This window comes from Thiorhodococcus drewsii AZ1 (assembly GCF_000224065.1).
Taxonomy (GTDB): domain Bacteria; phylum Pseudomonadota; class Gammaproteobacteria; order Chromatiales; family Chromatiaceae; genus Imhoffiella; species Imhoffiella drewsii.
Genome location: NZ_AFWT01000015.1, coordinates 17653 through 32339, shown reverse-complemented (window position 1 = coordinate 32339; position 14687 = coordinate 17653). Strand labels below are relative to the sequence as shown.

At 63.1% G+C, this 14687-nt stretch carries 6 protein-coding genes; 5 read left to right on the top strand and 1 reads right to left on the bottom strand.

Annotation, left to right across the window (positions count from 1 at the left end):
* The first annotated feature begins 18 nt into the window (after nt 1–18).
* The 3 genes from THIDRDRAFT_RS23810 to THIDRDRAFT_RS11540 all read left to right on the top strand — a co-directional run bounded on the left by THIDRDRAFT_RS23810 (nt 19) and on the right by THIDRDRAFT_RS11540 (nt 6552).
* Nucleotides 19–3936, top strand: a complete 3918-nt coding sequence (locus tag THIDRDRAFT_RS23810) for a PAS domain S-box protein (protein WP_007041029.1) — start codon at nt 19–21, stop codon at nt 3934–3936.
* 117 nt (nt 3937–4053) lie between these two features.
* Nucleotides 4054–5283, top strand: a complete 1230-nt coding sequence (locus THIDRDRAFT_RS11545; RefSeq protein WP_007041028.1) for a glycerophosphodiester phosphodiesterase family protein — start codon at nt 4054–4056, stop codon at nt 5281–5283.
* A 225-nt stretch (nt 5284–5508) separates the two neighbouring features.
* Nucleotides 5509–6552, top strand: coding sequence for a cytochrome-c peroxidase (locus THIDRDRAFT_RS11540; protein WP_007041027.1), 1044 nt, complete (start codon nt 5509–5511; stop codon nt 6550–6552).
* Between the two features lie 92 nt (nt 6553–6644).
* On the opposite strand, the gene THIDRDRAFT_RS11535 is transcribed toward THIDRDRAFT_RS11540, so the two are convergent.
* Nucleotides 6645–10109 carry an EAL domain-containing protein gene (locus THIDRDRAFT_RS11535; protein ID WP_007041026.1) on the bottom strand — a complete coding sequence of 1155 codons (3465 nt, stop codon included), beginning with the start codon at nt 10107–10109 and terminating at the stop codon, nt 6645–6647.
* Between the two features lie 168 nt (nt 10110–10277).
* Here THIDRDRAFT_RS11535 and THIDRDRAFT_RS11530 point away from each other — a divergent pair, with 168 nt between their 5' ends.
* The gene (locus THIDRDRAFT_RS11530) at nt 10278–13766 is read left to right on the top strand and encodes a response regulator (protein ID WP_007041025.1); all 3489 of its coding nucleotides are present in this window, start codon (nt 10278–10280) and stop codon (nt 13764–13766) included.
* Entirely contained in the window at nt 13750–14670 is a 921-nt protein-coding gene (locus tag THIDRDRAFT_RS11525) for a GGDEF domain-containing response regulator (RefSeq protein ID WP_007041024.1), read from the top strand. The genes THIDRDRAFT_RS11530 and THIDRDRAFT_RS11525 overlap by 17 nt, the downstream gene beginning before the upstream one ends.
* Nucleotides 14671–14687: the final 17 nt, after the last annotated feature.

Genomic DNA, 14687 nt, shown 5'->3' with positions numbered 1-14687 from the left:
CGGCCGAGGATGGATGTGATGAGCAGAATCGGCTTCCTGTCGTATCGTCACTGGAGGATTTGGCTGATCCTGGTTTTCGGATCCTGCATCACCTCGTTTGCGACCTTCTACGCCTGGTCGGATGTGGTGGCGGTGCATCGTCATGCCCTCGTCGAATTCGGCGATGAGTTGGCAGTTTGGGTCCGGGAACGGTTGCAGGATCACGCCCAGTTCCTGCGGGGCACATCCGCTTTTTTGTCCGTCACGAGTCATGTGTCGCGCGAGCGTTGGCAGGCCTACGTCCAGATCGCCCGCTCCCATCCGGGGGGGGCCGGCATCCAGGACATCGGCTTCGCGCATCTGGTGTCGTCGGGGCACGCCGCCGAGGAGGAGGCGTGGGCAGGGGACGCGCCACATGCTCCTATCCTCTATCGGATGTCCTTCTCCGATCGCGATCCTCAAGCCCTCGGACGCGACCTCTTCTCCGAGCCGGCTTGGCGCTCTGCCATGGATGTTTCGGGGGATGAGGACTTGGCTGTGGTCGCCAGCCGGCTTGGGCGGGATTCGGATGCCGGGGTCGAATTGCGCATGTTCGTTCCGGTCTACCGCTCGGGTGCCCCGGTGGGCGACGTGGATGAGCGCCGTCGTGCGCTGATCGGCTGGGTCTTCGGAACGTTTCGACCGAGCGACCTGATGCAGGGTATCCCGGCGGTGCATCTGCCGGAGCAGGGGCGTCCATTCCGATTCGCCATCTATGACGGCGATCGAATCTCCGATACCCGGTTGCTCTACGATACGCGTTCGGGCGAACGATTTTCGTCCAGAGCCGAGCGTCTGTCGCTCGACTTCAATGGCTATCGCTGGACCCTGCTGTTCGCCTGGATTGAGGGTGAACATCAGGCGTGGATGGATCCGCGTGTGCTCTCGATTGCGCTCTTCGGGACGGTCGTCACCCTGTTGCTCGTCGCCTTGACGCTCGCCTTGTCACGCTCGCGCAATCAAACGCGGCGTCTGAGCGGCGAACTGGCGGCGCACGAGCAGACCGAAAGGGCGTTGCTTGAGGCCGAGCGCAAGTATCGCGAGATCTTCGAGACCTCGTTGGTGGGCATCTATCAAACCTCTCCCGAGGGGCATTATCTGGACGTCAATAGCGCCTTCGCTCGGATCCTTGGTTTCGACAGTCCCTCACTGCTCCGAGCGGAGGTCGAGGACATCGGTCGGCAGGTGTATGCGGATTTGGCGGACCGAGCGCGCTTGGGGCATCTGCTCGAAATGAACGGGAAGGTCGAGGGGTTCGAGGTGCGGGGCCGCAGGCGCGATGACTCGGAGTTCTGGGTCTCCATCAACGCCTCGGCGATCCGCGATTCCACTGGCCGCGTCAGCCTCTATCGCGGCTCTATGACCGACATCACCGAGCGCAAGCGCGCTGAACTGTCGCGCGACGTCGCCCTCACCAAGTATCGAACCCTGTTCGCGAGCCTGTCCCTCGGAGTCGTGGTCATCGACGTGGAGAACCTGATCGTAGAGCAGAATTCGGCCGCCGAGCGTCTGATCGGTCTGCCGATAGGGGCCAATCTGCTGCATGAGGTCGAGTCCCGTTCGGGCTGGATGATTCGCCGCGACGGCACCCCCATGCCACCGGACGAGATTCCTTGCGTGTGCGCTCGCCAGTCCCTGAATGGAGAGTATCAAACCGAGATCGGTCTGCTGCGCGCAGATGATTCGGTCGCCTGGCTCAGCGTCACGGTGACGCTGCTGTCGCTGGAGGGCTACGGATACCTTCTGACCCTACGTGATATCGGCGAGCAGATAGCGGCCGATCTATCGCGCGAGACCCTCGGCGCCGTGGCGCGGCTCGCCGTCTCCTCCGATTCGCTCGATGCCTTCCGGGGCGCGCTTCCCCCGCTGCTCACATCCCGTCTCCGGTTCCCGATCGTGGTTCTGGAGCGCTACGATGCCGAGCGCGCGGAGATGCGCTTTACCGGGTCTACGGGGCTGCCGGGGGCATTTGCGGGCCTGCGGGTGCCGCGCGACGACACACTCTCCGGTCAGGTCGTGCGCACCGGTGAACCTCTGGTGGAACTGGATGCCGGCAGCCGTCCCGAATACCGCTTCGATGCGTTGAGACGGCTGGGGGTACGTTCATTCGTCTGCGTTCCGCTGGTGCTGGGCGAGCGCTGTTTCGGAGCGCTGTCCCTAGCGGATTCCCGTCGTCGTCCCGATGCGCCCGCCATGCTGGAGATGCTTTGCACGGTGGCCGATACCGTGGCCGACGCCATCGAGCGCTTCGAGTCCCAGATCGCGTTGCGCGAGAGCGAGCGCAACTATCGCGGACTCATCGATACATTGCATGGGGGGGTCGTGGTGCATGGACCCGATGGACGCATTCGATTCGTCAATCCGATGGCGGCGTGTCTCATGGGAATCGACGCGGATCGGCTGATCGGTTGTTGTCCTGAGGAGTTGGTTTTGCATCTGCTTGACGAGCGCGGACGCCGTCTGTCACCTCCCGAGTATCCGGTCAACCGTGTGCTGGCTTCCGGCCAGGCGCAGCAGGGGCTTGTTATCGGAAGACCGAACGAGGGGCACCCCTCTGCGATCTGGGTCCAGTGCGAGGCCCACCCGCTCTTGGACGAGGAAGGCCGATTGAACCAGATCGTCGTGACCTTCTTCGATATCAGCTCGCTCAAGGAGGCCGAGGCGGAGCTGGAGCAATATCGCTCTCATCTGGAGTCCCTCGTCGAATCCCGCACCCATGAATTGATCGAGGCACGCGATGTTGCCGATGCGGCCAATCGCGCCAAGAGCGCCTTTCTCGCCAACATGAGTCATGAGATTCGCACGCCTATGAACGCCATCATGGGCATCAATCATTTGCTGTTGCGGGACGTGACCGATCCCAAGATGCGCGATCTGCTGAGTACGTCGGGCGAGGCTGCGGCGGATCTGCTGCGCATCATCGACGACATCCTGGATCTCTCCAAGATCGAGGCCGGACGCCTCACGCTGGAGCAGCGGGTATTCTCGATCGCGCGTGTATTCGATCAGGCGCTCGGTCTGCTCGACGCGTCTGCCCGAGAGAAGGGACTGGTCCTGACCCAGGAGCTCGATCCCGGTGTGCCCGAACTGTTGCTCGGCGATTCCATGCGACTCGGTCAGGTGTTGCTCAACTTTGTCGGCAATGCCATCAAGTTCTCCGAGCGGGGCACCATTTGGGTCAGGGGCGCGCTCGTCGAGGAGGCTGTCGATTTGGTGCTGCTGCGGATTTCGGTCGAGGATCAGGGGATCGGCCTCTCGCCCGGCCAGTGCGAGCGTCTCTTCACCGCCTTCACCCAGGCGGACGAATCGACCACCCGACGCTATGGCGGAACCGGATTGGGGCTGGTGATCGTCAAGCGGTTGGCCAAACTCATGGGGGGCGAGGTTGGCGTCGAGAGCACGCTGGGGGTCGGCAGCACCTTTTGGATGACGGCGCGTTTCGGACGTGCTCCCGTCGGAGAGCCGCTTGCGGTGGAGCAGACACGCACGGAGTCCGATCTGCGTCTACTCGTCGAAGAGCATCGCGGCCGACGCATCCTGCTCGTCGAGGACGATCCGGTGAACCGGATGATTGCGGTCGAGTTGCTGCGGGACACGGGGCTGGAGGTGGACGTGGTCGATAACGGGGCCAAGGCAGTCGAGCGGGTGGGGCTGGGTGGATACGCGCTCGTCCTCATGGACGTGCAGATGCCCGTTATGGGCGGATTCGAGGCGACCCGCCATATCCGGGCGCTGCCCGGAGCGCGTGATCTCCCCATTCTGGCGATGACCGCCAATGCCTTCGACGAGGATCGGTTTGACTGTCTGGCGGCGGGTATGAACGACCATATCGGCAAACCGTTCGAACCTGGGCGTGTCTATGCCGTCCTGCTCAAATGGCTCGGCCCTGCTGAATCATCGGCATCGCCGCGCGCCTAGCCCGCGTGGCACGTTAGGTGTGATCGTCACACAAGCGGCATACGCGTGTCATCGAGGCGCTATATCGTTGCAGGCTCCGCTTTTCTCGGTTTCTCTCTCGCCATAACGGAGTCCGCAATGCGCACGATAAGCAGGATCCTTGGACTTGGCGCCCTCCTGGTCGCGCCGACCCTGTTCGCCGACGTCCAAATTGGGCCTCGGCCGTTCTATCTGATCGACGACATGGAGAATGGTTGGCTGAAGTCGACCCTCGATTCCTGTCGCGACATGTCGATGACCAAGAGCGATTTCTCGATCGGTCATCGCGGCGCAGCCCTGCAATTCCCTGAGCACACGCGTGAGTCCTATGTCGCCGCCGCCCGCATGGGTGCCGGCATCATCGAGTGCGACGTGACCTTCACCAAGGATCGTCAGCTGGTCTGTCGTCACTCCCAGTGCGATCTGCAGACCACGACCGACATCCTCGCCCATCCCGAACTGGCGGCGAAATGCACCCAGCCCTTCACCCCGGCCGAGTTCGACGCCAACGGCGAGCGCACCAAGGCCGCGTCCGCGGTCTGCTGCACCAGCGATATCACCCTGGACGAGTTCAAGTCGCTCTGCGGCAAGATGGACGCCAGCGATCCAGATGCCCTCACGGTCGAGGACTATATGGGCGGCACGCCCAATTTCCGTACCGATCTCTATGCGACCTGTGGCACGGTCATGACCCATCGCGAGAGTATCGAGCTGATCGCCTCGCTCGGCGCCAAGTTCACCCCTGAACTCAAGGAGGCCAGCGTGACCATGCCCTTCCAGGGCGACTACACGCAGGAGGCCTACGCCCAGCAGATGATCGACGAGTACAAGAGTCTGGGGGTGCGTCCCGAGCGAGTGTTCGCCCAGTCGTTCAACCTGGACGACGTGCTCTACTGGCTTAAGGCGGATCCGGCGTTCGGGCGGCAGGCGGTCTATCTCGACGGTCGTGACTCGGATCCCGCCTTCGATACCTCCAAGCCCTCGACCTGGTCGCCGAGCATGCAGCAGTTGGCCGACATGGGGGTCAATATCATCGCCCCGCCGACCTGGATGCTGGTTACGCTGGATGCCGACAAAAACATCGTGCCCTCGGTCTATGCCCAGCAGGCCAAGGCGGCCGGGCTGGGTATCGTCGCCTGGACACTCGAGCGCTCCGGTCTGCTCAAGGACGGGGGCGGCTACTACTATCAGTCGATCACCGACGCCATCGACAACGACGGTGATACCTACAGGCTGCTCGACGTGCTGACCTGGGACGTCGGTATCGATGGCATCTTCTCCGACTGGCCCGCGACCGTGACCTATTACGCCAACTGCATGGGGCTCTGATCGCCGATCCTGAGGTCGACCCTCGGTATCGAGGGTCGGCCTCCCTCGCCCGAGCGGTCAGCGGCATACGTGCATCGAGTTAGCCGATGGTCACGATAGATAATCCGAATTGGCCCTGAGTCCATCCTTTTTCTAGGGTTGATGTACACGCATCCAGTATTTCATCATTTTATGAATCTCTGGAATTCGACGTGTGTCTCACCACTCGAACGAAGGAGATCTCAGATGAAGACATCCGTCCTCGCGCTCGTTATCTTCGCAGCCATCGCCTCCGCGCCCGCCTCTGCGGACGACCAATCCTTGCGTGAAAAGGCTGCCTCGGCCGGTTTGAAGGCGCTCCCGACCACCATGCCGCAGCCCGCCAATAATCCCATCACGCCCGAGAAGATCACGCTCGGCAAGATGCTCTTCTTCGATCCACGCCTATCGGCCAGCGGACTCATCAGCTGCAATACCTGCCACAACCTGGGGATGGGGGGGGACGACAATCTGCCGACCTCGATCGGTCACGGCTGGCAGAGGGGGCCGCGTAACGCGCCCACCGTCTTCAATGCGGTGTTCAATGTCGCCCAATTCTGGGACGGCCGCGCCGAGGATCTGAAAGCACAGGCCAAGGGGCCAGTTCAGGCGGGCGTCGAGATGGCCAATCAGCCTGAATTCGTTGTGGAGACGCTTTCGAGCATGCCGGAATATGTCGAGCGCTTCGGTGAGTCCTTCCCCGGTGAGGCCGATCCGGTCACCTTCGACAACATGGCCAAGGCCATCGAGGCATTCGAGGTCACGCTCGTCACACCGGGCGCGCCCTTCGACCGTTTCATGGAGGGTGACGACGCCGCCATGACCCCGGAACAGAAGGATGGACTGGGACTCTTCGTCGACCGTGGCTGCACCGCCTGTCATACCGGTGTCAACGTCGGTGGTCAGAGCTATTTCCCCTTCGGTCTCATCAAGCGCCCCGGCGCCGACATCCTGCCGCCGAACGACAAGGGACGCTTCAAGGTGACCCACTCCGCTTCCGACGAATACGTCTTCCGCGCCGCGCCCTTGCGCAACACGGCGCTGACCGCGCCCTACTTCCACTCGGGCCAGGTGTGGGATCTGAAGCAGGCGGTCGAGGTCATGGGAGCGGCGCAACTGGGGGCGGAGATCGACGAGGCCGAGGCCGGCAAGATCGTTGCCTTCCTCAATTCGCTGACCGGCGAGATGCCCAAGGTCGAGTATCCGATCCTGCCGGTCGAAACCGCAACGACACCGAAGCCGAGGTTCTGAGCCCGATTCCGGGCGATGCGTCGCCGAGTCTGCTCGGCGACGCTGGTCGGTCGGGTCGTGGACGGACGGTCGACTTCGCCTGGTTTGGGTGTTCAGGGTCGGTTGATGACCCCCGTCGCTGACCGGAGTCGTTCTGCCGAAGCGATTGTATCGACGAAGTCGGACTGGTTTGGATCGAGCGGCCACTCGCCGATCGGAATCGGTCTGCCGAAGAGATACCCCTGGAAGGCGTCGCAGCCGTTCTCGCGCAGAAAGATCTGCTGTTCCTCGGTCTCCACCCCCTCGGCGATGACCTGCAATCCGAGCGAATGGCTCATCGCCAGGATCGCTCGTACGATGGCCGCGTCGTTGGGGTCGGTGGTGATGTCGCGCACGAAGGATTGGTCGATCTTGAGTTGGTCGAGCGGGAGACGTTTGAGATAGGAGAGCGATGAATAGCCGGTTCCGAAATCGTCCATGGAAAAGCCGACGCCCAGCGCGTGCAACTGTCGCATGCGTTCGATCACCGGATCGGCGTTTTCCAGGATCACGCTCTCGGTCAGTTCCAGCTTGAGCCGTGCCGGATTGGCGCCCGAACGCTCGAGACTGTCACTCACCTGGGCCACGAAATCGGGCTGGTGGAACTGGCGGGCGCTGACGTTGATTGCGAGTTGCAGCGAGCGGGTCGCCGGCTGTGCCTCCCACGTCTTGAGTTGCGCGCAGGCCGTGTCGATGACCCAACGTCCGATCGGAAAGATCAGGCCGGTTTCCTCGGCCAGCGGGATGAATTGCATCGGAGAGATCAGTCCCAGATCCGGTCGCTGCCACCGTAGGAGTGCCTCAGCCCCGATGCAACGGCCGTTCTGATCGATCTGGGGCTGGTAGTGGAGTTGCAGCTCGTCGCGCGCTAGCGCCTGACGCAGCGCCGTCTCCAGCGCCATTCGCGATTCGATGGCCATCTGCATCGCCGGGTTGAAAAAGCGCGTGGTGTTGCGCCCGGCGTCCTTGGCCTGGTACAGCGCGACGTCGGCCTGTTTGAGCAGTACCTCGACCGTCTGCTCCTCCTCTCCGTTGAACAGGGTCAGTCCGATGCTGCATGTGCAATAGTGCGTCTTGTCGTCCCCGCTGATGACATAGGGGGCGCTGAGTCTGTGGTGGATCTTCTCCGCAATGCCTTCCGCCCTGTTGGCGGCCGTTGCTTCGTCCTGACCCAGGGTCTCCAGCAGCAGCACGTATTCGTCTCCGCCCAGACGCGACGCCGTGTCTTGTGCACGTATGATCTGGCTCATCCGGTGCGCGACCTCGATCAGTAAGCGGTCCCCCTTTTCGTGTCCCTGGGTATCGTTGAGCGTCTTGAAGTGATCGAGATCGATCATCAGCAAGGCGCCGTAATGCTGGTTGCAGCGACTGGCAATGAGCGCGTGTCCGAGCCGCTCAAGCAGCAGGCGTCGGTTGGGCAGTCCGGTCAGTGAGTCGAAGTAGGCGAGGTTGCGGATCTGCTCCTCGGCCTCCTTGCGCGCGCTGATGTCGCGCACAGTGACGCGTCGGCCGTGGTCGTTTCCAGCCGCATCCCGGACTTGGCGACAGCGGTGCGTCGCCCAGAAAAAATCGCCGTTTCGCCTCCGGATGCGGAGCTCGAACTCGCAGATGTCATGGTCCGGTGTCGCCTTCAGCGATTGCTGGATGTGTCGATCCCAGGCGGGACGGTCTTCGGGATGGATGATGGCATCGATCAGTCCAGGGTCCTGCTCGAACGCCTCGACCGGATACCCGGTGACGCGTTCGGCGGAGGGGGTCATATAACAGAATCGCCTGTCGGGCAGGATCCAGTACTCCCAGTCGTGGCTCCAGTCCAGCATGGTGTGGAACTTGGCCTCGCTTTCGCGCAGCGCCCGCTCGTTGCGCAACTCGTCGGTGATGTCCTGACAGATGCCGACGAGCGCCTCGGGTTCGCCCTGTTCGTTGCGTTTGACGCGCTTGAACACCCTAAGATCGTGGATCTTTCCGTCCGCGAAGGCCTTACGCTCATGGGCGACGACGACGCCTGGCTCGGCCATCGCGCGTGCATCCGACTCCAGGCACTGCTCAATGGATTCCTTGGGTATGACCTCTCTGTAATGAGATAGCGCGAGGAATGTCTCCTCCGGAATTCCAGTCGCCTCGCAGAAGGTTCGATTGACGAACTCCAGGCGCCCGGACGGCTGTTGCAGCCAGATGCCGAACGGTGCGTTGTCGAGGATGAGCCGCATGCGCTCACGTTGCTTGACCAATGCCTGTTCGGCTTGCTTGCGGTCGCTGATATCGCGTGTGAAGCCGACGGTCCCGAGCAGGTCGCCGTTGGCGTCGACCACCGGGGCCTTGTAGATCTCCATCCAGGTCGAGCCGCTTGGGCCGAGGATCTCGTGTTCGGCATTGAGCTTGCGCCGTCCGTCCATCACCTCGTGATCGCTGATGGGCTGATCCGAGATCCCCGTCGGCCAGATGACCGCATCGTCCTCGGTTCTTCCGATCAGCGCGTCCGTGCTCGCGGCTCCGACCGAGTCGGCGAGCGCCTGATTCACCGCGAGGAAGCGGCGCTCGGTGTCTTTCAGCCAAACCGCGAACGGGAAGTTGTCGAGCAGGGCCTGCTGGTAGCGCTCCTTCTGGGCCAGCGCCTCCTGGCTCCGACGCGCCGCCGTGATGTCCAGGCAATGGCCGATGTAACCGATGAACGTGCCATGTTCGTCATAGCGCGGACAGCCATCGTCCTGGATCCAGCGGTACTCGCCGTCGTGACGGCGCAGCCGGTATTGCATGCTGAAACGTTCGCGTCGATCGAAGGCCGCTACGTAGATATCCATGCAGCCTTGCCGGTCGTCCGGATGGATGCTCTCTGTCCAGCCGTAGCCGTATTCCTGTTCGAGCGTACGTCCGGTGAAATCGAGCCAGACCTTATTGACGTAGTCGCAGCCCTTGTCGGTTCCGTTCGTCCAGACTAGGGCCTGGCCCGAATCGGCCAGCAGGCGGAAATGGCGTTCGCTTTCGCGGATCTGACGCTCGGCGCGGTCGAGCATGCGCTGGAGTGTCTCCTGTTTCAGGCGCAGTCGTTCATGAGTGGCGGAGACGGTGAGGACGCCTCCGGCATGGGCCGCGAGGATCCGCAGCGCCGACAGTGGTAGATCGGGCCGCTTCAGCGGCGCATGGCTGATGCCGACGATCAGGCCGGCGGCGCGTCCGTGGGCGTCGGGGATGGCCGCGCCTATATAGGCTTCGGCCGCCAGCCGCTGAAGGTCGCGGTCGCGAGGGTGAGCGGTTTGCGCCCCGGACTCGATCTGATGGTGGCCTTGGCGCAGCACGGCGCCGCCGGCCGAATCCGGGATGTCGTAGGTCCAGGTGTCAACTGGTTCGCCATCGTGCCAGGCGGCGCGGACCTCGATCCGTTCACCGCTGGCGTCGAGCAGGGCGATGTGCACGTGGTCCAGTCCGAGCGTGCGCGCGGCATGCGCGACCAGGTCCTCGACGAAGGAGTCGCGGATCTTGGCTGAGACGAAATCTGCCGCAGCGAGCAGGACCGATTCAGGGTGTTGGCACTGGGTCATTGGCTTGCGTGGGTCTGGTATGGGGTGTATTGGTCTCAGATCCCTGGCATGCACAGTCGAGAGGGCATACCGCTCACGGCATTTTCGCCCCGATGACGGTTCGGCCGCCGGACGCTCGGTGGTGTATTCTGTGCCTTTCTTGTTGCTCGACGGCTTATCTTGAGTTTCATGTCTTTTCCAGCTAAGGGGTTTCGCCGGCTCGGTCTTCAAGGGAAGTTCTCGCTGACCTTTTTCGCGATCGCCCTGTTGGTCGCCGCAGTCATCTCGGCCGCAGTCTATCGGGTGGAGAGCGACTACGCCCTGTCCGTCCTGCGGTTGCGGCTGGCGAACATCGTCGGAGTGGGTGCTGCCAATCTGGACGGCGATCTGCATCGCAGTCTGTCCTTCGCGGCGGGAACCACAAGCGAACCTTACCGACGCCTGCAGGCGACATTCCAGTCCATGCTCGCCAGCGTTCCCGATCTGGACGATGTGTACAGTATGCGCGCGGATGCGAGCGGTGGCATTCGCTTCGCCGTCGATGCCGAGGACGACCCGGAGCGGGCGGTTCCGTTAGGCGGGCTCTATACGAATGCCAGTGACCTGCTCCGCGCCAATTTCGCGACCCTCGACGCCCCGCTGGTGGAGACCGAGTTCTATACCGATCCCTGGGGAACCTGGCTCTCGGCCTATGCCCCTATCCGCGCCTCCGACGGCACGCGGGTCGGGGTCTTCGGAGCGGATATTTCAGCCGAGGTGGTGCGCTCCTACGGGCGGAGTCTGATCTGGCTCACCATGGGTGTCTTTCTTTCCACTCTGCCGTTGATTCTGCTGTCCGGCTGGTGGATGGGGCGTGTGCTGACGCGGCCGATCGCGACGTTGACCGATGGTGCCGAACGCATTGCCGGCGGCGATCTGAGCGTGCGGCTGAACAGTGCGCGCAACGACGAGATCGGTACCCTGGCGCGGGCCTTCGACCGTATGGCCGAACGGCTGATGGAGAGCCGGATCCGAATCGAGGAAAGCGCCGCTCGCTATCGCGGCATCTTCGAGTATGCCGCCGAAGGTATCTTTCAGACCACACTGGACGGCAAGGTGGTCACCGTCAATCCCGCGCTACGGCGCATGCTTGGCGATCAGACGCTGTCGCTGGATCTGACCGAGGTGGGCGGTCTGGGCGAGCGATTCTACGCCCGTTCCGAGGACCGTGAGCGTCTGCTGGCCGAGGTCCGTGAGCGAGGCAGCGTGACGGGTTTTGAGGTCGAGCTGCGCCGGATCGATGGATCCAGCTTCTGGGCCGGGATCTCGTTGCGGCTGGTCGAGCGGGCGGACGGCCCGCCGATGCTGGAGGGCATGGTGTCGGATCACACCGATCGCCGCCAGCGCCAGCAGGCGGAGACCGAGCGCGAGGCCGCGCGGCTCGCCAGCGAGGCCAAGAGCGGCTTCCTCGCCAACATGAGCCACGAGATCCGCACCCCGCTCAATGCCGTCATGGGGCTGACCGATCTGGTGCTGCGCACCGAGCTGGATCAGCGTCAGCGCGACTATCTGAGCAAGGCGCGCATCGCGGCCAAATCTTTGCTCTCGGTGATTAACGACATCCTCGACTTCTCCAAGATCGAGGCGGGACGGCTAGAGCTGGAAAGCGCTCCTTTCTCGCTCGACGAGGTACTGGCGAATCTGACCGAGATGTTTGCCTACGGCGCCCACGAGAAGGAGATCGAGCTGATCGTTTCGGCAGACGCCCAGGTACCGCGCGCCCTGATCGGGGATTCGACCCGAATCGGACAGATCCTCATCAACCTGACCTCGAATGCCATCAAGTTCACCGACCGGGGCGAGGTGATGGTCTCGGTCGATCTGGTCGATCCGCCGCCGCCGGATCTTGTGCCAGAACAGACGATGCTGCGTATCCAGGTGCGCGATACGGGGGCCGGGATCCCCGAGGATCGGCTGAGCGCTATCTTCGAGTCCTTCTCTCAAGCCGATCAGACCATCACCCGGCGCCACGGAGGCACGGGACTCGGGCTGGCGATCGCGCGCGATCTGAGTCGGCTGATGGGCGGCGACCTGTCGGTCGCAAGCCGGCTGGACGAGGGCAGCACCTTTACCGCAACCCTGGTGCTCGGCCGTCAGCCCGAGCGCCAGCAGCACATGCCGACCACTCCGCTCGATCTGCGCGGCCTCAAGGTGCTGGTGGTGGACGACAATGCCACATCGCGCGAAATCCTGGTCGGACAGCTCGAATCCTTTCAGATGTCAGCCCAGGCCGCAGCCTCCGGCGAGGAGGCACTGGCGCTCATGTCGGATCCGGCGCATGCGTTCGATCTCGTTCTCATGGACTGGAAGATGCCCGGAATGAACGGGCTGGAAACCACCCGCCGTCTGCGTGCCGATCTCAAGCTCGACAAGACCCCGGTGGTCTGCATGGTGTCGGCCTATGCGCGCGAGGATCTGATGCAGCCGGCGGAGCGCTCGATCCTCGACGCCTTTCTCAACAAGCCGGTCAATCAATCCTTCCTGTTCGATACCATCATGGGGCTGTTCGGCCATCAGGACGCGGCCGTTACCGGCGCGCCGCTCCAGCGCGGCGTCCAGACCGACACCGGGCTGCCGGATTTCACCGGGCGCCGAGTTCTGCTGGTCGAGGACATCGAGATGAATCGTCTGGTGGCGATCGAGTGGCTGACCTCGGCGGGCTTCGAGGTGAAGTCGGTCGAGAACGGTCTGCAAGCGGTCTCCGAGGCCGATCCGGCACGCTACGACGTGATCCTGATGGATCTGCAGATGCCGGTGATGGACGGTCTGGAGGCGACCCGACGCATCCGGGCCAATCCGGAGAAGGCCGGTATACCGATCATCGCCATGACCGCCCATGCATTGAAGGGCGACCTTGAACGCTGTCTGAATGCCGGCATGAATGACTATGTCGCCAAGCCGATCGATCCGGATCGACTCTTCGCCGCGTTGGCGCGCTGGGTCAACCCGAGCGGTCGGGTTACGCCCGGCGTTCCGGACAAGACGCCGGATGTCGAAGTGTCTCCCGATGAGGGGCTCTCAAGGCTGCATTTTTCGGGGATCGATGTCGCTATGGGGCTGGCGCGCGCCAACCAGAACTCGGCGCTCTATCTGAAGCTGCTGCGCGGCTTTGTCTCGGCTTGGGGCGAGACGCTGGTCCAAACGCGCGAGGATCTCTCGGCCGGCCGGCTCGAAGAGGCCCGTCGACGGATTCATTCGGTCAAGGGCGTTGCGGGAAACATCGGCGCGGTCGCACTCTATGAGGCCGCCCAGATCGTCGAACAGCGAATCGCCTCGGGTGGCGGCTGCGATGCCGACTCCGATGACTGGCGGAACTTGGCCGTCGCCTTGAACGAGGTGCTCGATGGTTTGAGCGCCCTGCCCGGCGAGACCGTGCGCGAGCCCGTTGCCTCCGGTGCCGAGGCAGAGATGAGTGGCGACGCGCTCAAGGAGGCGATCGTCGAGCTGAGCCGGCTGCTCGACGAGGATTTGGCCCAGGCTCGCGACCGTCTAGATCGGTTGCACGCCCCGTTGGAGCGCAGGTTTGGCTCGGAGCGGCTTCAGTCGATCCTGGATCAGATCGAGGACTTCGACATCGATGCCGCCATCGAAACCCTGCATACGCTAGCCGAGGAGTTGGACCTTGACCGAACGGGATGACCGACCCAGGATTCTCATCGTCGACGACACCAAGGAGAACATCGATCTCCTCATGGAGGTCTTTCGCGAAGAGTTTCGCGTCAGCGCGGCCACCAAGCCGGAGCGCGCGCTCAAGCTCGCCCATGCCGAGACCCCGCCCGATATCATTTTGCTCGACATCCTCATGCCCGAGATGGACGGCTACGAGTTATGCGCCCTCCTGAAGCAAGACGAGGCGACGCGGTCGATCCCCGTGGTGTTCGTCACCGCCGTCTCCGAGGTGATGGACTCCACGCGCGGATTCGCCGCCGGGGCGGTCGACTACATCACCAAGCCCTTCCATCCGCCCATGGTCAAGGCGCGGGTGAAAGTGCACCTGGACCTGAAGCACAAGTACGAACTGCTGGAGTCCTACGCCTTCGTCGACGCGCTGACCGAGGTCGGCAACCGGCGCCGCTTCGATCAGATGCTGGAAAGCGAGCTGAACCGCGCGCAGCGCTCGGGGCGTCCGCTCTCGCTCATCTATCTCGACGTGGATCATTTCAAGCAGTTCAACGACACCTATGGTCACGGCGCGGGCGACGACTGTCTGCGGCGTCTCGCCTCGACGCTGTCCAAAAGGCTGTGTCGCTCGGGTGATTTCATCGCCCGCTACGGCGGCGAGGAGTTCATGGTTCTGCTGCCCTATACGGACGAGGAACAGGTTTGGCATCTCGCCGAGGAGTTGAATCGCGCCGTGGACGAACTGGCCATACCTCACTCGGCCAGTCGCGTCGCTGATTGGGTCACCCTCAGCATGGGGGTGGTGACCTCGGTACCCGACGCGCATGCAAGCCCACGCGAGATCGTCGAGGCCGCCGACCGTGCGCTCTACGCCGCCAAGCATGCCGGGCGGCATCGGATCGAAAGAGGTTCTCTAAGCTGAGATTTTGCGCTTGGCTC

Coding starts and splice junctions, on each gene's coding strand:
- THIDRDRAFT_RS23810 (WP_007041029.1), top strand. CDS start 19: ATGAGCAGAATCGGCTTCCTGTCGTATCGTCACTGGAGGATTTGGCTG.
- THIDRDRAFT_RS11545 (WP_007041028.1), top strand. CDS start 4,054: ATGCGCACGATAAGCAGGATCCTTGGACTTGGCGCCCTCCTGGTCGCG.
- THIDRDRAFT_RS11540 (WP_007041027.1), top strand. CDS start 5,509: ATGAAGACATCCGTCCTCGCGCTCGTTATCTTCGCAGCCATCGCCTCC.
- THIDRDRAFT_RS11535 (WP_007041026.1), bottom strand. CDS start 10,109: ATGACCCAGTGCCAACACCCTGAATCGGTCCTGCTCGCTGCGGCAGAT.
- THIDRDRAFT_RS11530 (WP_007041025.1), top strand. CDS start 10,278: ATGTCTTTTCCAGCTAAGGGGTTTCGCCGGCTCGGTCTTCAAGGGAAG.